The 22,748-nt window shown below is 60.6% G+C and carries 19 protein-coding genes; 4 read left to right on the forward strand and 15 right to left on the reverse strand.

All coding sequences use genetic code 11. From position 1 onward, the window contains the following. Nucleotides 1-126: 126 nt before the first annotated feature. On the forward strand, nt 127-1,701 hold the full coding sequence (locus F1C16_RS21760; RefSeq protein ID WP_185284694.1) for a hypothetical protein: 1,575 nt from the start codon (nt 127-129) through the stop codon (nt 1,699-1,701). 65 nt (nt 1,702-1,766) lie between these two features. On the opposite strand, the gene F1C16_RS21765 is transcribed toward F1C16_RS21760, so the two are convergent. Further along, nucleotides 1,767-2,726, reverse strand: coding sequence for a site-specific integrase (locus tag F1C16_RS21765; protein ID WP_185284695.1), 960 nt, complete (start codon nt 2,724-2,726; stop codon nt 1,767-1,769). 298 nt (nt 2,727-3,024) lie between these two features. Further along, nucleotides 3,025-3,456 (reverse strand): DUF2141 domain-containing protein, encoded by a 432-nt coding sequence (locus F1C16_RS21770; RefSeq protein ID WP_185284696.1) that lies wholly within the window; start codon nt 3,454-3,456, stop codon nt 3,025-3,027. Between the two features lie 159 nt (nt 3,457-3,615). Here F1C16_RS21770 and F1C16_RS21775 point away from each other — a divergent pair, with 159 nt between their 5' ends. The 3 genes from F1C16_RS21775 to F1C16_RS21785 all read left to right on the forward strand — a co-directional run bounded on the left by F1C16_RS21775 (nt 3,616) and on the right by F1C16_RS21785 (nt 7,786). Further along, the gene (locus tag F1C16_RS21775; protein WP_185284697.1) at nt 3,616-4,335 is read left to right on the forward strand and encodes a TVP38/TMEM64 family protein; all 720 of its coding nucleotides are present in this window, start codon (nt 3,616-3,618) and stop codon (nt 4,333-4,335) included. Between the two features lie 111 nt (nt 4,336-4,446). Next, nucleotides 4,447-6,723, forward strand: coding sequence for a TonB-dependent receptor domain-containing protein (locus tag F1C16_RS21780; RefSeq protein ID WP_185284698.1), 2,277 nt, complete (start codon nt 4,447-4,449; stop codon nt 6,721-6,723). Nucleotides 6,724-6,859: 136 nt separating this feature from the next. After that, entirely contained in the window at nt 6,860-7,786 is a 927-nt protein-coding gene (locus F1C16_RS21785; RefSeq protein ID WP_185284699.1) for a toxin-antitoxin system YwqK family antitoxin, read from the forward strand. A gap of 486 nt (nt 7,787-8,272) precedes the next feature. Here the strand turns inward: F1C16_RS21785 and F1C16_RS21790 are convergent, their stop codons facing one another. From F1C16_RS21790 to F1C16_RS21850, 13 genes are all read right to left on the reverse strand, one after another. After that, entirely contained in the window at nt 8,273-10,729 is a 2,457-nt protein-coding gene (locus tag F1C16_RS21790; RefSeq protein ID WP_185284700.1) for a multicopper oxidase domain-containing protein, read from the reverse strand. 7 nt (nt 10,730-10,736) lie between these two features. Continuing rightward, nucleotides 10,737-11,867, reverse strand: a complete 1,131-nt coding sequence (locus F1C16_RS21795; protein WP_185284701.1) for a DUF2231 domain-containing protein — start codon at nt 11,865-11,867, stop codon at nt 10,737-10,739. A gap of 350 nt (nt 11,868-12,217) precedes the next feature. Continuing rightward, on the reverse strand, nt 12,218-12,427 hold the full coding sequence (locus F1C16_RS21800) for a heavy-metal-associated domain-containing protein (RefSeq protein WP_185284702.1): 210 nt from the start codon (nt 12,425-12,427) through the stop codon (nt 12,218-12,220). Nucleotides 12,428-12,554: 127 nt separating this feature from the next. Then, the gene (locus F1C16_RS21805; RefSeq protein WP_185284703.1) at nt 12,555-13,178 is read right to left on the reverse strand and encodes a hypothetical protein; all 624 of its coding nucleotides are present in this window, start codon (nt 13,176-13,178) and stop codon (nt 12,555-12,557) included. 163 nt (nt 13,179-13,341) lie between these two features. Beyond that, entirely contained in the window at nt 13,342-13,683 is a 342-nt protein-coding gene (locus tag F1C16_RS21810) for a four-helix bundle copper-binding protein (protein ID WP_185284704.1), read from the reverse strand. A gap of 116 nt (nt 13,684-13,799) precedes the next feature. After that, nucleotides 13,800-14,384, reverse strand: coding sequence for a helix-turn-helix domain-containing protein (locus F1C16_RS21815; protein ID WP_185284705.1), 585 nt, complete (start codon nt 14,382-14,384; stop codon nt 13,800-13,802). A 10-nt stretch (nt 14,385-14,394) separates the two neighbouring features. Further along, the gene (locus F1C16_RS21820; RefSeq protein WP_185284706.1) at nt 14,395-17,616 is read right to left on the reverse strand and encodes an efflux RND transporter permease subunit; all 3,222 of its coding nucleotides are present in this window, start codon (nt 17,614-17,616) and stop codon (nt 14,395-14,397) included. A 78-nt stretch (nt 17,617-17,694) separates the two neighbouring features. After that, entirely contained in the window at nt 17,695-18,198 is a 504-nt protein-coding gene (locus tag F1C16_RS21825) for a nuclear transport factor 2 family protein (protein ID WP_185284707.1), read from the reverse strand. Between the two features lie 18 nt (nt 18,199-18,216). After that, nucleotides 18,217-19,362: an efflux RND transporter periplasmic adaptor subunit gene (locus F1C16_RS21830; RefSeq protein WP_185284708.1), complete on the reverse strand. Its 1,146-nt coding sequence runs from the start codon at nt 19,360-19,362 to the stop codon at nt 18,217-18,219. A 12-nt stretch (nt 19,363-19,374) separates the two neighbouring features. Further along, nucleotides 19,375-20,001, reverse strand: a complete 627-nt coding sequence (locus tag F1C16_RS21835) for a hypothetical protein (protein ID WP_185284709.1) — start codon at nt 19,999-20,001, stop codon at nt 19,375-19,377. A 1-nt stretch (nt 20,002) separates the two neighbouring features. Continuing rightward, complete coding sequence (locus F1C16_RS21840) at nt 20,003-21,247, reverse strand: TolC family protein (protein ID WP_185284710.1); 1,245 nt, start codon at nt 21,245-21,247, stop codon at nt 20,003-20,005. A gap of 106 nt (nt 21,248-21,353) precedes the next feature. Then, entirely contained in the window at nt 21,354-21,911 is a 558-nt protein-coding gene (locus tag F1C16_RS21845; protein WP_185284711.1) for a heavy metal-binding domain-containing protein, read from the reverse strand. A gap of 88 nt (nt 21,912-21,999) precedes the next feature. Beyond that, entirely contained in the window at nt 22,000-22,722 is a 723-nt protein-coding gene (locus F1C16_RS21850) for a DUF305 domain-containing protein (RefSeq protein ID WP_185284712.1), read from the reverse strand. Nucleotides 22,723-22,748: the final 26 nt, after the last annotated feature.

The raw sequence follows: 22,748 nt of genomic DNA on the forward strand, positions 1-22,748 counted from the left end.
ATGAAGGCATTTTACTTAAAAGAGATACTGCTTCTATCCCAAAAGGAAAAAAGCGCCCTAAGCCTAACCTTCGACAAAAGAAGGACAGTGATAGTGGGAATGAATAGTACAGGCAAATCTTGCCTGATGAAATCCATCTACTATACATTTGGAGCACAGCCGCACCAGCTACATCCAAGCTGGCAGGATGCAGAAGTGGTTTCTATAGTTCGCTTCACAGTAGATAGGGTTCCCTATTCTATGATGAAGCAGGGTAACTTTTTTACTCTATTCAATTCGGAGGGAGAAGTAGAATTTCAGTCCACCAAAGTTTCCGAGCTAGGAAGCGTCTTAGCAAACCTATTTGATTTTAAAATCAAGTTAGTAAATCAAAAGGCAGAAATAGTTGTACCCCCGCCAGCATATCTCTTCTTGCCTTATTATGTTGACCAAGATTTGGGTTGGGCCAAAAACTGGTCTTCTTTCGACCGCCTTTATTTACCTAATCCAAAAGGCGACCTTGTTAGCTACCATACAGGGCTCAGACCTAATGAGTTCTTTGAAGCGAAAGGAGAAATAAAGCTAATTGATGAGAAAATAAAAGTTCTCTCAACTGAAGAGAAAGTAGTAAAAGGCCTTCTCGCAAACCTGAAGGAAAAAATCGCTAAAACTGAATTTAGTGTAAGTATCGAAGAATTCCAGAAGGAATTGTCTGATTTGTTAGTCGTTTGCGAAGATTTGAATGCTTCGCAAAACAAAATCAAACACGATTTAGCACATCATTATAATGCGCGAATTAGCGTCGATGCTCAGTTAGAGATAACTAGACGGGCTCTTGAAGAAACTCAGGAGGATTACACATATGCAGTAGAAACCCTTAATGATGTAGTATTGTGTCCAAGCTGTGGTGCGGAATACGATAACTCGTTTGCTGAGCGCTTCGATATGGCTCAAGATGAGCAGAAGTGCTTAGACTTGATAACTGAATTGAAGGAGGAATTAGTAGCTATTGACACCAACATATCAATAGCCTCGGAACAGTATAGCAATACCAACTCTATAATCCTTGACATAGAGAAACATCTAGGGGTTAAAAAAGAAGAAGTAAAGCTCAAAGACTTGATTGCTAGCGAGGGTAAGCGGGAAATCAAGAATATGCTTGAGGAAGAGGTTGCACTATATACGGAAAGACTTAAGGAGGTATTGATTGAGAAGAAACGCTATGAGGATGTCATGAAGGGTTCTGAAGACAAAGAGCGTAAAGAACTTATCAATGGAAAATATCTAGGATATATGTCTAAGTTCTTAGTCGGCTTAAACGTGCTTTCCCTCAAGGAAAAGTTTTACAAAGCAATGACTTCAACTATCAAGGAGTCAGGAAGTGCTAAACCCAGAGCACTGATGGCATACTATTATAGTATTTTGCACTTAGCCCGTGAGTATGGTTCCTCGGCTTACTGCCCAATAGTTATAGATGCCCCCAATCAGCAAGGGCAGGATAAAGAGAATTTGCCATTAATGTTACAATTCATTGTTGATAATCAGCCGAGAGAGTCGCAGCTAATTTTAGCCATTGAGGAGACACATGGAATTGACTTTGATGCCAAGATGGTTAACCTTACTCATAAGCGCCGGCTACTTGACCCTGAACAGCTTGATGTCGTTGCGGAACGGATGCATCCATTCCTGGTTAAAGCAGCTAACTTCTCATTAACCCAATAAGTATTATCCTGTTTTAGCCAAGTACAGGAATCATGCATGTTGGGACTTAACTTTAGTTAATCAAATTAAAGGCCCAATTCTTTGGCGGCATTATGCTGCTGCACGTTGTCGAGCCGTGTGTACCGCCGAATCATCGCACTAGTCTTATGCTTCGTCTGATTCATGATTTTGCTGTCATCTGCTCCATTCAGCTTGGCCACGGTAACAAAGGATGCGCGTAAGGAGTGAGCGGTATAGCCTGGGCCCAGGTAACGCTGAACTAAGGTATTGATGGTCTGGTCAGAAAGGCGGTTGGTGGTGAGCCGATTGCCCTTGCGCAGCATCACGAACACTGGCCCTTCACTGCGTTTCAGTTGCTCCAACCATGCTTTCAAGGAGCGAATCGGGCAAACGGCCGGTTCCGGCGAATAGAAAATCGCCTTTTCCTCGTAGTCGCCCAGCTGATTGGTTTTGCTCTTACCCAGCGATACGACGAGGCATTCCTCCGTAAATCGCAGGTCCTGCACATTGAGCGCCGTCAACTCGGAGCGGCGAAACGCACCGGTAAACCCAAGAAGCAGAATGGCTCGGTCGCGCAGGCCCGTTACGGTTTGCACATCCAGACTGCGTACCAACTGCTTGAGCTGCGCGAGGGAAAAAGCCGGCGCCTGGTTTTGTCGCACGCCGTGTACCCGACGCACGCCATCCATGAAAATCTTGAACTGCTTGTCATCCGTGGGCGAGTCGACCCCGCGTACCGCGTGGGCCTTGCTAATGGCCGCACAGTGCTGCTCCAGGGTGCCGACTTTTTTGCCCGCCTGGGCCAAGTGGGTGCAAAACCCAACCAGCGCATCGACTGTTGCTGGCAACGGTTCATGCCCATGCTCCGTGCACCAGGAACTGAAGCGCTTCAAGTGGGCGCCGTATGCCCGGGCCGTATTCGGTGCTCCGGTCAGCCCGGCCTCGACGTAGCGAGCAGCCGCGCCGGTGTGGTGCGCCAGTCCATGCCCGACGGGATGCGCCGTGAGTGCGCCAGAGTTTTCCATGTAGCCTATATATAAGGTATCATCACCCGAGTTTGGGTTGGGCTTGCAAGATAGTGGATAGGTAGTGATAAGGAACACTAATCGCTACCTATCACGTAAATAAGCTGATGGCTACAATGACGGGAAATTATGCAAGCAAATCGGCCGGAAGGTGCACAAACTACGGGGTGGGCTTGACGTTAAGTAAGCTTTTCATCACTGAGTAGGTCCGGGCTCTGACACGAAAAAAGGTAGCTCGTGCGAGGCTACCTTTTTGCTTATGGTCCAAGTAATACGGTGGAAGTCCGCCAGCCCAGGCTTATTTCATGGAAATAGTCACCGTAGTCGGCCCGCTAACCTTGAACATGCAGTCCTCGAAGGTCGGCACCTTAAAGCGCGGGTGACCGACGTTGGACAAGGCAAAGGGCTCGGTGGGAATGCCAAGCATGTTGCGGTCTACCAGGTCGTTCTCGTTCGTGTCCTGCGTGGCGGCAATGGCCCACTCGCCGGGTGGCAGCTGAATGGGGTACACGACCTTGGTGCTGCCCCCGGGCTTGATGTGCTTGAGCAGCGTGTACTGGTTGCGGACCAGGAAATTAGCCTTCACGTTGTAGAAGTACAGCTTCAATGTAGCCTTGTTCGACGGCAGTTTGGTCACGACCACGGTGACGGTGGTGGTCGCCGCCGGTGCCGGGGCACTAACGGGCAGCAGGTTGGCGGCAGCGAGCCAGGCAAACGTGAACAAGGTCATAGCAGCAACTTAAACGGTGGGCAAGCCATTGATAGCAGGCGGCTTATAAGCCTCCCTTACACCTTCCGTGCCGCATTAGTTTCCGCTAGTGCTCCTCTCTTTTTCCCTTTTGTTCCCCGTTGCCCCCTTCGCTCTGGGCTGCTCCAGTAGACCTGCCGTATGATTCCATCCCTGCTGAAGACCTTTCTCCAAAAGAACGCCTCGACCATGGTATCCATGGTGCTGCTCGTGGCCCTGCCGCTACTGGGCAGCTCGTCGGCTACCTACATGCTCTACCGCAACCAGAGTCTGCTGACCGACCTGAGCCTAGGTCCGGCCTTTCTCTACTTTGCTGTGACGGCCTTGACCATGGCTTTCGCCCTCACGCCTACCACGTTCGTGGCGCTGGTCACGGGCTTCTATTTTGGCTGGGCGGGCCTGCCGGGCATGGTGGCCGCCTACGCGCTGGCCGCGCTCATCGGCTACCAGGTAGCCTCGGCTCTGGACCATGGGAAGATGACGGCGTTTTTGAGCCACTTCCCCAAGGCCGATGCCGTGATGAAGGAGCTCAAGCACGACAGCTGGCAGCTGATTGTGCTCACCCGTATTTCCCCGGTGCTGCCCTTTGCCCTGATGACCTTTGTGCTGGCCGTGCTGCGGGTGGAGCGCCGACGGTTTCTGGCGGCTTCGGTGCTGGGCATGCTGCCGCGCAGCCTCTTTTTTTACGGGCTTGGTTCGAAAGCGCAGGACGCGGCCGCCCTGTTACGAAACCCCGATACCGGCACCGCCGGCAAAGTGTTGCTCTTCGCGCTGGTAGTCATTTCCCTGTATGGCTTATACTACCTGTTCAACCGCGCGCTGCAAAGGGCCCTGCGGCGTTCGACGCCTCCGGTTATCTGAGGCCAACAGGCAAAACTGGGAATTATGTAAGCAATAAGGGGGATTAGTGTTATTTATAATGATTCTAAATAAGGGTACCTTTGTGCCGTTGTTCCACGCAAAGGCCCTCTGATGAGCTCTTTCCCTTACCGTACTTTTGCTGGCCTTTTCGCCAGTGTTGCCTTTTCTGCCGTTTGCCAGCCCGGGTTGGCCCAGCGGCTGCCCGCTGCGCCCGACACTACCCGTCACCAGAACCTGAGCGAAGTCACCGTCACCGGCGCCGCCACCCACTTCGCCGCGCCCGTCGACGGCACCACGCTCACAGCCGGCCGCCGCAACGAGCTCATTAAGCCCCGCGACGTGAATGCCAACCTGACGCAGAACAACGTGCGCCAGGTGCTGGCCCGCATTCCCGGCCTGATGGTATGGGAAAACGACGGCTCCGGCCAGCAAATCAACATCGCCACCCGGGGCCTGAGTCCCAACCGCAGCTGGGAGTTCAACACCCGGCAGAACGGCTACGACATGAGCGCCGATGCGTTCGGCTACCCCGAAGCCTATTACAACCCGCCCATGGAAGCCGTGGAGCGCATTCAGCTGTTGCGCGGTGGCGCGGGCCTGCAGTTCGGGCCGCAGTTCGGCGGCCTGCTCAACTACGAGCTCAAGCGCGGGTCCCGTGATAAAAAGGTTGAGATTGAAACCAGCAACACGGCCGGCTCCAACGGCCTGTTCAACTCCTACAATGCCGTAGGCGGCACGGTGGGCAAGGTTAACTACTACGCCTACTACCGCCACCGCCAAGGCGACGGCTGGCGCCCCTACAATCAGTTCACTGTCGATGACCTGCACGGCAACGTGCACGTGGCCCTGACCGAGCGCCTGACGCTGGGTGCGGAAGTGAGCTATTTGACCGATAAGCTCCAGCAGCCGGGCGGTCTGACCGATGCACAGTTTGCCCAGGACAGCCGCCAGAGCACCCGCAGCCGCAACTGGCTGAGCACGCCCTGGCTGATTCCGGCCCTGACACTGGATTACAAGGCCACTGAGCGCACCCGCCTGAGCCTGAAAACCTTTGGCCTGGTGGCTTCCCGCAGCAGCGTGGGCTTTGTGGCCGGCCTGCCCGCCCCGGACACTGTGAACCGCCGCACCCGACAGTTCGCTGCCCGCCAGGTGGACCGCGACGAATACCGCAACCTCGGCGCCGAGCTGCGCCTGACCGAGGATGTTGATTTCCTGGGCCGCACCCACACCCTGGCCACCGGCCTGCGGGCCTACCGTGCCACGACCACCCGGCGCCAGCGCGGCACCGGCACCACCAGTTCGGATTTCGATTTAACGTTGACCGGCGACGGCCGCTTTACCAACGAGTTTGATTTCACGACCACCAACGCCGCGGCATTTGCCGAGCTGCTGCTGCACGCCGGTACGCGGCTGAGCTTCACGCCGGGCCTCCGTTACGACTACCTGCGCAACACCGGCAGCGGCTACCTGGGACGGGCTGCCAACGGCACGGAGAACCGTATTCCCAACCAGGCCAGCCGCCGCAACGTGCTGCTCTACGGCCTGGGCACTGAGTTTCAGGTGTCGCCCACGACCAACCTGTACGCCAACTACTCGCGGGCCTTCCGCCCCGTGCTGTTCGGTGACCTGGTGCCGCCGGCTACCTCGGATGTCATCGACCCCAACCTGAAGGACGCCCGCGGCTACACGGCCGAAGTGGGCTACCGCGGCAACTTCAAGAGCTGGCTGCGCTTCGACGTGGGCTACTTTTTCCTGAATTACGAGGACCGCATCGGCACCATCCGCCGCCCGGTGCCCGGCGGCACCATCGGCCAGACCCAGCAGTTCCGCACCAACCTGGGCCGCACCCAGACCCACGGGCTGGAGGCCTACGCCGAGCTGGACTTGATTCACTCGATTACCGGCAACTTCAATTTGCCCCACCTCGACCTGTTCGCCGCCTTGAGCCTGCTCGATGCCCGCTACGGCAGCCTGCCCGTGACCACGCTCACGGGCACGGGCCCCAGCACCCAGATTGTGGAAAGCAACCTGGAGGGCAACTACGTGGAGAATGCCCCGCGCCAAACCCTGCGCACCGGCCTCACCTTTGCCCACCAAGGCTTGTCCATCACCGGGCAGTTCAGCCATGTGGCCAAGGCGTATGCTGATGCCAGCAACACGGAAACTGCTCCCACCAATGCCCAGACCGGCGTAATTCCGGCTTATCAAGTGGCCGACCTTTCCGCCACCTGGAAGCTGGGGCGCGACAGCCGCTACCGCCTCAGCGGGGGCGTGAACAACGTGTTCGATGCGCGCTACTTCACCCGGCGCTCGGGCGGCTACCCCGGCCCCGGCATCCTGCCCGCCGACGGCCGCACCTGGTTCGCGGGACTGGGCCTGACGCTGTAAACAACCGAATTGCTAGTTGTGAAAAGGGGGCTGCTCAATCGAGTGGCCCCTTTTTGCGTGAGCGAGTTCAGCGAACGCGCGGCAGCCTGGTATATTTACCCACCGCATTCCGTCTTTTTCTACCACTTATTCCTGTATGGCAAAACGTTACTTTCTGCACGCCTTATTCTTAATGATTTGCCTGCCCGCGCTGGCCCAGCGGCCCAAGCCGGCGGCCGTCAGCCTGCCGCCGGCCGATACCGTGTATTTTGACCGGGACTGGGAGCGCACCGAGACGCTGGAGGAGGTTTCCTATGCCCGGATTGCCCGCCATGATGCCGCGGGCAAAACGGTGGGCACCGTCCGGGACTACTTCTACCCTTCGTGGAAAAAGCAGTGGGAAGGCAAAATGGCCAGCGAAGCACCCGACAAGCCTACCGGGCTATGCTGCGGCTGGCACGAGAACGGCCAAGTGAGCTTCCGTGGAACCTATGTGAACGGGGTGCAGCAGGCCGACTATCGCAGCTGGCGCGCCGACGGGCGGGAAATTAAGTGCGGGTCTAAGATGGTCGAGGCCCTTCCGCTGAGCAATGCCTCCATTCACTGCAGCAACTGCATGCACTCCAGCCGTAAGGTGTTCATCGTGGATATTCCGGACGGCACCGTGGGCATCGTGTACAAGCTCGATGTGCGGGACGAAGGCCAGCCCCCGGTGTCGTGGTCAACGGCTCTGGCCGTGGCCGCCGTAGCTGGCAGCGGCGGGGCAGCGGCTCCGGCGCTGTTAGGAACCGCCGCATCAGCGCTGGTGAAGCAAGGCAATAACGCCCCGCCTACCGTCAGCACCAAGTGCCACTGGTACATCACGCCTGACGAAGATGCCGCCCAGCAATTCCTAGACACCAAGGGCACTATCAGCAAAGACAAGACTATCCTGCGGGCGGCGCTCAACACGCCGCAGGAAACACGCCCCATTACGTTGCCCCCCGGCACGCGCCGCTTGTTCGTGTGCGTGAACAACGACAACTACACCACCGACGCAACGGCTACGCTGAGCGTAAGTGCCCTGGTGCAGGCCTGTAAATAAGAAGCAAAAAGAGCCCGCACCTGTGCCCCGCCGCTTTAGTGCCTAGGCCGCCCTTCCCGGGAATTGATGTCGACCAGGCCTTGCGGCGCAGAAGCAGCCAACCGGCCATGCGGGCCAGGCAGGTCCACGCAGCAAGGCTGACGACGCTCCTGTCCCAATCGGTAGTCCAACCCGCCGGATACAGCGAGGAGGTGTTGCCAGCTGACTTCAATTTCAGCTTCCGAGGACGGCCTAAAGGCTTGCGCCGCGCGGCGAATCAGGTTATCAAATTCCACGGTATGCATGAATGGTAGCGCTGTTAGCCAGCTTTTTGAGCAGCAATAGGCCCGTTGAAAAAGGGAGCGTGGGTACCGGTTCCCCTTTAGGCGTCTTACTGCCTGCTTACCAGACCAATCGAAAGCCAGTAGTAGTGGGTTGCCTGTCAATAAACTATGCAATTCTGGCGGGGAGTCGTGTATGCGGCTGCCCTCCTAGTTGAGCACTGGCCTAATAGTGGAAGGTGAGGCCGGCGCCCCAACCGTACTGGTTGTCGTAGTTGGTGCTCAGCGAGGCGTATTTGCTGACCATGTAGCGGAAGCCGAGGGTGAATTCCTTATCGGTGTTGGCGCTGATGTCCATAAACACGTTGTTGCTCAGGGGCAGGTCGCGGCGTTCCAAACGCAGGCGCACCTGGCCGGTCAGGTCCGAGCGCAGTTCGGCCCGCACCAGCATCGGCAGCAGGTAGTAAACCCCGACTTCGGCCTGGCGGCGGAAGTTTCGGTTGTTTTCCGCCGTGCGGCGGTTGCCGCCTTCGGCATCTTCTGCCGAGCGCAGGGTTTTGTTATCGCGGAAATCGTAGCCGACAAAGCCGGCCCACAATTGCCGCTTGTCGAGGTAGTGCAGCAGGTGGGTTTCGGTTTCGTAGTTGCCCTGGTAGTTTACGCGGCCCTCAAATTCCAGCGCGTTGCGGTTGTTGGAAAGGTTGCCTTCCAGGTAGGCGCCCTGCGAATGCACCGACAGGTCAAACCAGGGATACACGGCGTTGTCTTCGCGCTTGAGCATACGGTAGTTGCCTTTGGCAAACTCGTTCTGGGGGCTGGCATCGTAGCTGATGATGCGGGCCATGCCGGCCATCATGTGGTAGAGGATGTGGCAGTGGAAAAACCAGTCCTGCTGCTCGTTGGCCTCAAACTCGATGGTGACCGTGCCCATGGCCGGGATGTCGAAGGTGTGCTTCATGGGCGAGTAGGCGCCCTGGGCGTTGACCAGGCGGAAGAAGTGCCCGTGCAGGTGCAGCGGGTGGCGCATCATGGTCAGGTTGGTGAAGGTCATGCGCACGTTCTCGCCCCGGCGGATGGGGATTTTATCGGCCTCGGATAAGGTCTTGTTATCGAACGACCACACGTAGCGCAGCATGTTGCCGGTGAGCGTGAGCTTGATGTCACGCCACTGCCGGGTTGAATCCAGCGTGGTCGGGTTCAGGGCCCGCAGCTGGTTGTAGTTGAAGTCGCTGCCCATGCTCATACCAGCCATGCCGCCGCCCATGTCCATGCCTGCCATACTGCCGCCTTTGTCCTGCATGGTGCCCATGCTCTTGCCGCTCTTTTCCTGCATATTCATCGGGCGGTTTTGGGGCGAGGGAGCCGTGGCGGCGGGCATGGTGCCGTTCTGCATGTTCATGCCCTTCATGGCCGGGGCCGCGGGCTGTTGCTCTGGCGGGTTGCCGGGCATATTCATGCCTTTCATATCCCCACTGCCCCCTTTCATGTCCATGCCCTTCATGCCGCCACCCTTGGGGTCCATCTGGCCGTTGCCGCCCATGTCCATACCGGTCATGTTGCCCATCTCCCGCATCATCTGGAAGTAGTTGATGCGCGGCAGGTCGGGCGCTTTCATCGGCTCGCCGGCCCCTAAGTAGCTGGAGGAGTAGCCGGTGATATCGTTGGCCGTAGCCCGCAGCTCAGCGGCGCCCGTGGGCGGAATGGTCACCAGCAGGTCGTAGGTTTCGGCCGTGGCAATTTCGAGTTTGGACACCGGGAAGGGCTCGACGTTGATGCCATCGGCGGCAATGACCTGCATGGGCCCGCCGGCGTACTGCAGGTAGAAGTACGAGGAGGCGCTGCCGTTGATGATGCGCAGGCGCACGACTTCCCCCGGTTTGGCGTCGGGGTAGTAGCTTTTCTCGCGGCCGTTGGTGAGAAACTTGTTGTAGTAGATGTCGGTCAGGTCCATGGCCGGCATGCGGCCCCACTCCTGCTTGACCTTGTCCTTGAAGTAGCCGGCTGCAATGGCTTCGCCGTAGCTCTGGGTGGCGCCTTTCTGCACGGCAAACCACTCGCCGGCCCGCTTGAGGTAGCGCAGCACTTCCTTGGGCGGGTGGTCGGTCCAGTCGGAAAGCAACAGCACGTACTCCTTGAGCTCGTACTTCACTTCCCGGGGTTGGATGACGATGGAACCGTAGAGCCCGTTCTGCTCCTGCAGCATGGTGTGGGAATGGTACCAGTAGGTGCCGCTTTGAATGAGCGGAAACGTGAAGGTGTGCATGCCGCCCGGCTCGATGGGGGCCGTGTTGAGATAGGGCACGCCGTCGTACTGGTTAGGCAGTAGGATGCCGTGCCAGTGAATGCTGGTTTCCACGCCCATCTGGTTGTGCACCCGGATAATGGCCGTGTCGCCCTCGGTGAAGCGCAGCGTGGGGGCCGGAATCTGCCCGTTGATGGCGATGGCCAAGCGGGTTTTGCCGGTGTAGTTCACCTGGCGCTCGTCCACGTACAGGTCGTATTCGACCCGCTGGCCGGCGTGGCCGGTGCGGGGCGTCACCACGTGGCCCCGCAGGTCCTGGTCCGGGGGAGGCGTCGCCAGGCCATTGGCAGCTTTGCCTTTGGGCATGGCCTGGTGCTGGGGCATCTGGGCGGCCAGGGGCAGCCAGCCAAGCACAAAGAATAGCAGAGCAAATAATCTCATCAGTACATTACTGTTTAGCATTCTTGGGTTTGTTCCGGGCGGGATTGTTGTCCTCGAAGCGGAACTTGTCCATGGGGTTGGCGGGCATGCTCATTTGGGGCATGGCCTGGCCCTTTTCCATGCCGGGCATGTTGCTCATATTGCCCATCGCCGGCATGGATTGCTTGGGCTGCTTCGGGCTTGGAGTCTTCATGCCCGGCATATCCCCCATGGTGCCCATGCCTTCCATGCCCGGTTGGGTTGTGGCCGGCTTTTTCGCGCCTGATTTCGGCTGGCTCATCCCCGGCATGTTCTCCATCCCGGGCATTGCATTCATGGGCTTCTGCTTGGCCGGGCGGCTCATATCCATGCCCGCGGGCATGGGCTGGGCGCTTTTGGAGGCGGGCCGGGTCATGCCTGGCATTTCCTGCATTGCGCTTTTAGGAGAACCCGGCCGACCCTGACCAGCCGGCTTGCCGCCGGGCATATCCATGGTGCCCATCGCCCCGGGTGAGGTGCTGCTGCCCTTTTTGGCAGGTGCTGGCCCGCTCATGTCCATGCCGGGCATTTCGGTTGACCCCGGGGCGGCGTTCGGGCTGGGCGAAGCGGGAGCCTTGCCACCGTTGTGGTCGTCGGCCCCTTCCGCCTCGTCGTGGCTATCAGCCCCCATATCCATGGCGGGCATGGCTTCCCCACCCCCGTGGCCGTGGCTTTTATCGAGCAGGCGGCCCTGGGGCCCAACGCCTTCGACGTAGACGAGCTGCGCCCCGCGATGCCCAGCTACCGAAAGCACCCCGGCCGTGGCCACGGCCGACACCAGCACCAGGATTTCGTAGGCCCGCCGTTGAATCTTGAAAAACGTGCCGACTCCGGCCAGCAGCAACGTAATACCGGAAAGCCACAGCGTGTAGCTGGCGAACTTTTCGTGGGCCTCAAACACGGCAGTGGCCCGGGGCGACAGGCCCATGGGCATGGCGTGGAACACGGTGCTGGCGGCTAGCGCCCCGAGAAAGCCGCCGGCCATCACCCCCATGGTAATCCACTTCACCGGGGGCCAGTCCTTGTACACGAGCAAAGCCTGCAGGCCGGCGCTGAGCAGCAGCAAGACAATGGGCAAATGCACCACGAGCGGGTGCAGGTTGGGAAAATCTGAAAACATAGGCGCAGGCAAAAGGTCAGTTGGGAAGCCGCGAAAAGCGCTGAATGCCTGGTCAAACGGCCACCATCAACGCTGTTTCCCGGATAAGAGCGCCGCAGGAGTGCCTGGGCTACATAAATGGTAGCCTCGCCTACTGGCGGGTTCTAGCCTAATTGCTTAACGGGCTAACCCCAGGCGAAGACCAGAGTCGCCTTTAGCGTCCTTTACGATGACTGCCCAGGTCAATGTTTGCTGCTATTACACGCCTGAGCTACATAATTCTCACTTTCTACCGGATGAAGAATAGAACGGGGCCGGAAACAAAAACGCCCGGCAGAGCCGGGCGTTTGAACAAGGAGCAGCGCGGATGCTTAGGCCGCCTGAATCTTAAAGCCGGCGTTTTCGACGGCTTGCACTACTTGCTCGGGCGTCAGCTTGTCGGAAGTGACGGTGAGAATCTTGTCGGGGTTGGCCGTGTCCACCTGCCAGTTGCCGGCGCCGGCTTCCTGGTTAAGGGTGGGCGTAACAGCCTTGATGCAGCCACCGCAATTGATATTGGTCTTAAACTGAAGGGTTTTCATGGAGAGGTAAATTAAGGTCTGCCGAGCGGGTCGGTTTCAAATAAGTAACGCTGAAAGGTAGCGGCGGGTGCGCCGCCAAGGGTACAGAATTGCGCTGGCAGCTTACATGATTTGTATACCAGCAGCCCTAATGGTGTCCAAGCCCGCCACCGAGCAGGTGCACGACGATAAACACCACCACGAGGCCGAGCAGTCCCAGCAGCACATACTGGCCCCAAGAGGTGGGCACAGCGGCCACCGCGCCGGGTTGTTTGCGCTGCTGCAGCCAGTTGCCAATGCGCCCCCAGGGCTTGTACACCGAAATGGTCGTAGCCGCCAGCAACACGACAAAGGCCGCCACGGCGTCGGCAATCAGCCGTAGCCGCATGCCGCGCAGCTCCGTCGAGGACAGGTCGGCTTTGGCGGCTACTTCTGCCAGGTAGCTGATGGGCTGCATGTGCACGAGCAGCAGCACCGTGGCAGCCACGGTCAGCAGCAGCTTCACGACCACCCAATAGTGCTTGAACAGACCCCAAGGGGTGCCAACTGCCTGCACTACACCCGTGAGCAGGGCCGCGAAACTGGAGGGCACAAGGACAAACCAGCCACTCAGGCCCATGGCTAGGTACGAAGCCCGCACCAGTGGCGCATTCTGGCTGGTTAATCCCGTTACGGCCAGCGCCAGGAATACGGCAACCGCCCCCAGCCAGCCTACTGAAAACGTAATGTGAGCCGTGAGCATCAGCTTACGAACGGAAGGGGCCAAGGTCATACCAGTAGAGGTTTAGCGCTAAATGGGAGCGTTCAAAAGTACCAACTGGCCGAGCGAAAGTGGTACAGAATTGCGCCGACCACTTACATGATTTGATGGCTGGTAAGCACCAAAAAGGCCAGTCTACCTTACGGAGACTGGCCTTTTTTCTCGGCTGAGTTCTTTAGGCGGCCACGCTCATGCCCTGGCGGCAGGCCTGCTCGCAGCGGCGGCACGCCTCGGCGCACTCCTTGCAATGCTGCATGTGAGCACCGTGCTTTTCGCATTCATCGCCGCAGGCCTTGCAGATTTCGGCGCATTCGCGCAGCAGGTGCTGGGCGTGCTCGGAGCCGCGGGCCAGGAAGCGGGCGGTCAGGGCGCAGATGTCGGCGCAGTCGCGGTCGAGGCTGATACAGCGGGCCATCATCTGCACGTCCTGCTCACTGAGGCAGGCGGTGGCGCAGTGTTCGCACGAGGCGATGCAGGCGTTGAGGGCGTCGAGCAGGGATTGGTTTTGAGCGTGCATGAGAAGAGGAAATTAGGTGGGTAATGGTATACAAGCGTTTACTCCCAATAGCCCCCCTTGTTATGCACGATTGCCAGCACTTCCATGCATAATTCATACGGTTTGCCAAAAGCATTCTATTGCTCCCCGCTCACTTGACTTACCGTTGTGGCCAGGCAATGCTGCCGGTACTCGGTAGGCGAAGTGCCTGTTTCGCGCTGGAACTGCCGGGACAAGTGCCCCAGGTTGCTGTAGCCTAACTCCCGCGCCACGCGGCCCACGGGCAGGGTGCCTTCGCGCAACAGGCGCCGGGCCGCTTCCACGCGCTGCCGGATGACGTACTGTTCCAGGCTCAGGCCTTCGGTGGCGGAAAAGACGTCGCTCAGGTAGGCAAAGCGCCGCTGCAGCCGCTGGCTGAGCTGCCGCGAAAAGTGGCCGCTGCGCAACGCCGCCGGCTCGGTGGCCAGCAGCTGGACGATGATTTCCTTGATTTGGGCCACCAGCCGCTGCTGCGGGGAAAGCTGGTCCAGAATCTCAAAGCCTTCTGCTTCCAGGCACTGCCGCAACCGGGCCCAGTCAATAGTCGCGGCGTCATCGCGCAGCTCCACCTCCCCCAGCTCCACCCGGAGCGGCACCAGCCCAAGCTCCACAAGCTGCTCGCGCACCACCAGGATGCATTTTACACAGACCATGTGCCGGATGTAGAGGAGCGTGGAGGCCATGGGAGGTGGATTACAGGGCCGGAGATAAAGCGTCCTGGTCGGCGGGCGGCGTCAGCGGCTGCGCGTCCAGTTCCTGCGGGTGGTCGTCCAGGCCCACTTCCTGGTGGGAAGCGAAGTATTGCGCCAGGGCCTTCTCCCCCACCAGCCAGAAGACCACCGGCGTCACGATGATGTCGAGGAAGGTGGAGCTGAGCAGGCCGCCGAGGATGACGGTGGCCACGGGGTATAGGATTTCCTTACCGGGCGCGTCCTTGGCCAGCGTGAGGGGCACCAGTGCCAGGGCGGCCACCAGGGCTGTCATGAGCACGGGCACCAGGCGTTCGAGCGAGCCGCGGATAATCATCGGCATTCCGAACTTCTCGCCCTCGTGCTCCACGAGGTGGATGTAGTGCGATATCATCATGATGCCGTTGCGCGAGGCAATGCCGGTCAGGGTGATGAAGCCCACGAGCGAGGCAATGCTGAACGTGCCGCCGGTGAGCAGCACGGCCACCACCGAGCCAATCAGGGCCAGCGGAATGTTGAGCATGATTTGCCCCACCATGTAGCTGGACTTGAAGTGCGAGAACAAGACCAGGAAAATGCCGGCCAGCGAAAACAGACTCAGCCAGAGTATCTTCTGGGAGGCTGATTGCTGGCTCTCGAACTGCCCGCCATAGGTCAGGTAGTAGCCCGGCGGCAGCTTGACCTGCTGGTTGACTTTGGCCTGAATCTCTTTCACCGTAGAGCCCAGGTCGCGCTCGGCCACGTTGAGCGAGATGGTGATGCGCCGTTGGGTGTTTTCGTGGTTGACGGTGTTCGGGCCCGGTTCATACAGGATTTCGGCCACCTGACTCACGGGTATCATGGCCCCGGAAGGCGTTTCAATGCGGGTCTGGCCGATAGCGGCGATGTCGTTGCGCTGGTTTTCGGGCAGCTTCACCACCAGGTCGAAGCGCTTCTGCCCGTCGAGCATCTGCGACACCACAGCGCCCTGAAACAGGGTTTCCAGGTCGCGCACCACTTCGCCGCGCTCCATGCCGTAGGCGCGCAGGGCCTCGTCGCGGGGCCGAATCAGCAGCTGCGGAATCTGCACCTGCTTTTCGACCTGCAAATCCACGACGCCGGGCACTGTGCTGGCGGCGGAGCGCACCTCATTGGCGTAGCGACGCAGCTCCAGCAAATCATTGCCGAATACTTTAATGGCCACCTGGGCCCGCACGCCCGACAAAAGGTGGTCGAGGCGGTGAGAAATCGGCTGGCCGATGTTCACGTTCACCCCCGTAATGAGGCTAAGCTTCTGACGCATGTCGGCCAGAATTTCGTCGCGGCTGCGCATGGTTTTGCCTTCCTTCTCCAGCTCCTCTTCGGTCTTAAAGGCCACCTCGATTTCCGAGTTATTTACCGATTCCGCGTGCTCATCCAGCTCGGCCCGGCCGGTGCGGCGGGCGGTGTAAGCCACTTCCGGAATCTTGAGCATCTGCTGCTCGCCCAGGGTGCCCAGGCGGTTGGACTCGGTGAGCGAGGTGCCGGCGGGCGCCGAGAAGTTGACTGTCAGCGAGCCTTCGTTGAAGGGGGGCAAAAACTCGGTGCCGAAGAAGGGCACCATGGCCGCGGCCATCACGAACAGCAGCGCCGTGGAGGTCAGTACCAGCTTGGGATGTTGCAGGCCCCAGCCCAGCAGGCGCGTGTCCTTCTTTTTCAGCCAGCGCACCAAGCCCCCATCGGTTTCGGGATGGTCCATCTGCTTCATCTTGGGCAGCAGGTAGTAGCACAGCACCGGCGTGACTGTCAGCGACACGAACAGCGACGCCACGATGCTGGTGATGTAGGCAATGCCCAGCGGCGCGAAAATGCGGCCCTCCATGCCCTCCAGCGCAAACAGCGGCAGGAATACCAGCACCACGATGATGGTGGCGTACACGATGGAGTTGCGCACCTCTGAGGAGGCGGCGTAAATCACCTTGAGCACCGGCTGCGGATTGGCGCGCTGCTTGTTTTCGCGCAGGCGCCGGTACACGTTTTCCACGTCCACGATGGCGTCGTCCACCAGCTCGCCGATGGCGATGGCCAGACCGCCCAAGGTCATGGTGTTGATGCTGATGCTGGCAAAGCGGAACACCAGCGCCGTCACCAGCAAGGAAAGCGGGATGGCCACCAGCGAAATAAACGTGGTGCGCACGTTCAGTAGGAAAGCAAAGAGGACGATGACCACCAGAATGGCGCCGTCGCGCAGGGCTTCCTCCACGTTGGAAATGGACGACTCAATAAACTCGGACTGCTTAAACAGGCGCGTGTTCACCTGCACATCCTTGGGCAGCGAGGGCTTGAGCTCCACCAGGGCTTTCTCCACGGCTTCGGTCAGGCCCACGGTGGCGGCCCCGGGCTGCTTTTCAATGCTCAGAATGACGGCCGGCTGGCCGTTCACGCTGCCGTCGCCGCGCTTGAAGCGGGCGCCAAACTCCACCTTGGCAATGTCGGCCACGCGGATGGGGGACTGCTCGCGGTAGCCCACGATGATGTTTTCAATATCCTGCACCGAGCGCAGGCGGCCGAGGTTGCGGATGAGCACTTCCGAGCCGTTGCGGTCAAAGAAGTTGCCGGTGGTGTTCAGGTTGGACTTGCGCAGCGCCTCTTCTACCTGGTTTACCGTCAAGCCCGTGGCATTCAGCCGGGGCATATCCAGCAGAACCTGGTACTGCAGGTTGTCTCCGCCAATGGGAATGACTTGGGCCACGCCGGGGATGCTCAGCAAGCGCTGGCGCACCGTGTAGTTGGCCAGCGTGCGCAAATCAGCCGCCTTGGTTTCCTTACCACCCGACAGCCCCACCAGCATTATCTGGCCCATCACCGAGGAGATGGGGCCGAGCACGGGCGTGATGCCCTGGGGCAACTGCTCGCCGGTGGTTTGCAGCTTTTCGCTCACAATCTGGCGAGCCGTGAAGATGTCGGTGCCGTAGTCGAACTCCACGAACACCATGCCCAGGCCAATGGCCGAGTTGGAGCGCACGGCTGACACGCCCGTGGCCCCGTTCAGGGCCGTTTCCACGGGCAGCGTCACCAGGGCTTCCACTTCCTCCGGGGCCATGCCGGGGGCTTCCAGGAACACGGTCACACGGGGGCGGTCCAGGTCGGGCAGCACGTCTACGGGCAGCTGGCCCGCTGTATAGGTGCCGGCGATGATGAGGCCCACGGCAAAGGCCAGCATGAGCAGGCGGTTCTGCAGGGCAAAGCGAATTATCTTGTCAAGCATCGTTAAAAAGCAAAGTCCGGTCGGGCGCAAGCCCGCGACGAGTCAGGTAAGGGGTGCCCCGGCCAGGGGAGGGAGCGGCTACTTGCGCGCCGAGTTGTGGTTGCTCACGAACTGCCACTGGCCCGCTGCGTTTTTGCGCAGCACGCTGGTGGCCACCCCGCGCCGCTTGATGGGGGCCGGCACCGCCGTGTCCTTGGGCCCTTTCTTCAGCCCGATGGTGTAGGTGTAGCTTTCCGTGGCGAAGGCATAGGAGCCGTCCACCGTCACGTCGGCCTTGTAGTCGCTGTAGGTAAACGAGCTGAATTCCTTGAGCTCGGGCCCCAGGTGGTGGTCCCGGTAATGGGCGTAGGTTCCCTCTCTACTGCCCGATTCCAGCACCACGGAGTTGGTCACAAACAAACGGGTAGTGCCGGTGGTATCGAGCTTTTGTACAGCTTGCTGGTACTGCTTTAGCACGGCCCGCACGGCGGCTTCGTCGGCCGAAACAGCCGGAGCAGTCCCGGCAGCGGGTGCGGTGGTTTGGGCAAGGGCCGGGGCTGATAAAGCGGGGACGGCGAGCAGGGCAAGGAGGAAACGGCGCATAGGAAGGAAGGGAGGGAATTACTGATTGAGGTAAATGGACTTGAGCTGGTAGGTGCCGGCCGTAACCACCCGGTCGTTTTCGTTGACCTGGCCCTGCACCAGCACGGTCTGCTCGCCGCTCGCGGCGCCGGGCTGCACGTAGCGTATCTTGAAGCGCTCCGGCTCGGTGTGCACGAACACCACGGGCTTGCCATTCAAGTCGGTAATGGCGGAGGTGGGCACGGTAAGCTGCGGCTTGCCGCCCCCGGTCTGGCCCACTACCTGCACGTTCACGGCCTGGCCGGCGCGGTAGGCGCTGCCTTCCTGCGCATCCAGCTCCAGCACCAGCTGACGGGCCTGATTGACGGGGTTCACCACGTTGCTGAATACCACGAGGCGGGCGGGCACCCCGGGCTGACCCTGCAGGCCTTCCACCCGAAACACGGCACCCGGCGTGACTTTGGCCAGGTCTTGGGCAAACACCTGAGCTTCCACCCGCAGCTTGCCGGGGTTGATGACCCGGAACAGCTCGTCGCCCTGATTGACTTGTTGGCCCACGGCGAGGTTGAACACGTCCACGGTGCCACTCACCGGCGAGGTGATGCTGACCCGGCGCTGGCTGGCCTGGCCATTCTGTATGCCGGCGTTCTGCCGGGCCTGGCGCAGGCGCAGCTCGGCGGCCACCACGTCCTTGCGGGCGGCGATGTCGGCGATGCTCTGCAGGCGGGCGTAGTCCTGTTGGGCCGCGCGCAGTTCAGCCTGGGCATTGGCCCGCTCGGTGCTGAGCCCGATTTGCTGGGTGGCATCAAGGGTCTGCTCAATCACGGCCAGCGTCTGCCCGGCGCGCACGGCCTTACCTACCTGCGCGGCTAGGCTCACGATGCGGCCACCCTGGGGCACCACGATGCGGCCTTCGCCGCCGGCGGCGGCCGACACCGTACCGTAGAGCGTGGCGCGGCTATACGTCGTGGAGAAGCCGGCCAAAGAGGTCTGCACCTGAAACAGGAACTGGCTTTCCTTGGGCAGCAGCACTTCGTCGGTCAGGGCCACGCCGGTGCTGGCTTTGGCCGTGCCGCCGTGGTCTTCGCCCCCGTGGGCCTGGACCAGGCGCGGAGGCGGCAACAGCACGGTCAGGACCAATCCGGCCGCGGCCGTGGCTGCCAGGAATTTATGTTTGGTTTTCATGTCAGTTGAGCTTTAAGCAATGGGGGTGCGGCGGCTGGCGGTCAGGGCCTGCTCCGAGGTCTGCAGCACCGGCTCCGGGCGCCGCCGACGCATGAGCAGGGCCGTCAGGCCGATGCCGAGCACGAAGGCGCCGACCAGGGCCAGAATGGTTTTCCAGGAAGAGAAAAGCGAGCCGTCGGCGTGGGCGACCTCGGCCGCTACGGGCAGCTTCTCTCCCACTTTGATGCCTTCGAGCAGCATTAAATCGGCCTTGTCGCCGGCCACGATGTTGGCCGCGAAGCTGTAGGCTTTGTTTGCCGGAAACTGGCCCTCCACCAGGTACACGCCCGGCTCCTTTTCCGTCACGGCCCACTTCAGATTCGCATCCTCCGGGTTGGTGAGCGTGAGCTTGGCGCCTTTGATGGGAGCGTTGGTAGCGTAATCCGAGAGGAACAGCCGCAGGTCGGCCGGCTTGCCGCCTTCCAGCGGCTCGTAGCGCAGCAGCACCTCGAACTGTTCCGAGAGCGCCGCCACGGAGAAGGAGGTCGCGCCGGCCGGCGTCGACGCCTTGGCCCCGTCGCCGTGGTCTTCGCCCCCGTGGGCGTAGGCCGCGCCGCTCAGCAGGAGCAGGCCCAGCAGCAAAATCAGGAGTTGTTTCATGTTATTCACCCCGCAGGTAGTTAAGTTCGATGAGGGCCTGACGGTAGTCGCGAATGGTGGTCAGGTAGGTATTCTGAATGGTAAAGGCCTGGTTGAGGCTCTGAATCAGCACGAGGTAGCTGATTTCGCCCGCCCGGAACAGGCGCTGCGACTGGCTGATGATGGCCCGCGACTGCGGCACGCCGGTCTGCTCGTAGTAGCCCAGCGAAGCCGAGAACTTGCGCGTATCGGCCAGGGATTGTTGGTAGAGCGTGCTAAGCTCCAGGCGCTGCGCTTGCAGCTGGTAGCCAGCGGCCTGCGAGCGGGCCGTGGCCGCCTGCAGCTGCGAGCGGTAGGTCCAGAACCAGATGGGCACCGACACGCCGAACTGGAAGCGGTACTTGAGGGCGGAGTTTTCAAACGCTTGATTCTGATAGCCCACCGTCAGCGCGGGCGTGCGCCGGGCCCGCACCAGGCTGATGCCCGACTGGCTCAGGGCCACGTTCTGGGTGGCGGCGGCCAGCGTGGGGCTGCGCACCAGGGCCGTGCTGTCTTCGGGTGGGAGGCTGCTCAGCAGTGCCCCGCCGGTCTGCACCAGCTCGGGGCCGCTGCGGCGCAGGTCGGTGCTGGTGGTCAGGGTGGCCGTGGGCTGACCCAGCAGCAAGCCCAGGCGGCGCTGAGCGGCACGCCGGTCTTCGGTGGCCTGCTGCAGCTGCACCGTCACCTGCCGGGCTTCGGCGTCGGTGCTGATGCGCTGCAGGGACGTGACTTCGCCGGCCGCGAACAGACGCTCCGTGGCCACGCGCAAGACGCGGAACAGGCTGTCCTGATAAGTGAGCTGGCGTACCTGCGCTTCGGCAAACTGCAGGCTCAGGTAGGCCAAGCGGGTGTCCCGTAGCACGCTGGCCCGGCTCACCTCGCGGTTGCGCTCAGCCAGGGTGATGCCCGCCTCCGCCACCTGGCGCTGGCGCCGGTAGACATTGGGCAGGTCGATGGTCTGCACCACACCGGGGGCCCACCGCTCGCCCGTGGGCGCCGAGAACAGAAAGTCCGGGTTGGCGGGCGCGAAGGAGCCCCGCTTCAGGGCGCGTTGCTCCTCGATTTCGCGGTCCGACTGCCGCAGCCGCGGGTGGCGGCGCAGCGTCAGGGCTTCGGCGCTGTCGAGGCTAATGGCGGTTTGGGCCCGCGCAACTTCCGGGAGTAGCCCGAGCAGCAGCGCCAGCACCAGCAGCCCTTGCGTCGCACGTTTCATTTTAGGGTACTTCATGGTATCAGGTTAGAGCTCGTCAATGGGCCGCCCGCCGTTGCAGCAGCAAGCGGCCCGAGACGCAGGAGAGGGTCCGGACGCACTGCGTCCGAAAAACAGGCTCTGCCTACGCCTTTTTCACGAGGGCCATGCCGCACTTCGGGCAGCTGCCCGGCTTGGTGCTGGCGCTGCCTTCGCACTTCATGGGGCACTCGTAGGCGGCGCCCACGGCCTTGCTGCCCTGGGCGGCCGCATCGAGCTTGTCGAAGCGGGTATTGATGGCTTTGCCGTCGGCCTTCAGGCTGACGATGGCCGTGCGCACTTTCGCCCCGGCGGGCAGCTTGGCCACAAGGTGGTCGGTGCCACCGGCTACCAGGGTTACCGTCGTGGTTTTGTTGTCGGTGGTTTGCACCATCACTGTGCCCGAGAGCGACTTGTTGGGCACCGGAGCCATCTTCGCCGCCAGTAGGTAGATGTGCAGCTCACCGGCCTGCTGCACCAACTCCATGTGGTAGGGGCTGGCGGAGCGCACTACCCCACCGTGCGGGGCCACGTGGGCGTGGGTTTCGCCGGGGGCCATGTGGGCATCGGCCTTGCCAGCGGCGTGGGCATGCTGCGCTTGCGAGGCCAGGGGGGCGAAGGCGAAAAGGGCCGCTGCGGCCAGGGAAATTCCAAAAAGCTTCATGGGAAAAGGAGTATTGAGGGGGTTGTTAAGGGTGAGAACGAGGCCGCCGGCACCTGCCTTCTTTGGGCGTTGCTGCCGGCGTCTCGGATTACATCTTGTCGGCGTTCTTGTCGTGCCAGGCTTTGAATTCGGCGATTTCCTTCTGCTGGGCGTCAATCATTTTCTGAGCCATCTCCTTGAGCTTGGTGTCCTTGCCGTGGGCCAGCTCGGCTTTGGCCATGTCCACCGCGCTCTGGTGGTGCACCGTCATCATCATGTTGAAATTCATGTCCGGGTCAGCTACCATTTTGGGCATGTTTTTCATCATGTCGTCCATCGAAGCCTTCATTTTGCTGGTGAAGGGGTCGGCCGGGTCCATGGGCTTGTAGTTGCTCGGGGCGGAGTCCAGGCGCTCGGCAATGGGAGCCATCTCCCCGATTTCCTTCTGCTGGTCGGCCTTGATTTTCTCGGCCAGCTGCTTCATGGTGGCGTCCTTGCCGTCGCGCAGCTCGATGTCGGCCATGGCCACGGCGCCCTTGTGGTGCTCCAGCATCATGTGGGCGAAGTCGTGGTCGGTGTTGCCCTTCATTTTCATGGCGCTCATCTTGCCCATCATGTCGTTCATGGACGCCATCAGGGGCGAGTCGCCGGCCGCGCTGCCCTCGGCCATTTTAGAATGGTCCATGCCGGCCATGTCGCCTGAAGCAGTGGCGTCGGTGGCGGTCGTTTCGGTGGTCGTAGTCGTGGTATCAGCGGTTTTGTCGCTGCTGCACGAGGCCACCAGCAGGGAGCCCGAGCAGAGGGCGGCGAGGAAAAAAGCGGACTTTTTCATGGGTTTTGGAATGGTTGAGGGTTGGG

The sequence above is a fragment of the Hymenobacter sp. NBH84 genome, assembly GCF_014217645.1.
Taxonomy (GTDB): Bacteria; Bacteroidota; Bacteroidia; order Cytophagales; family Hymenobacteraceae; genus Hymenobacter; species Hymenobacter profundi.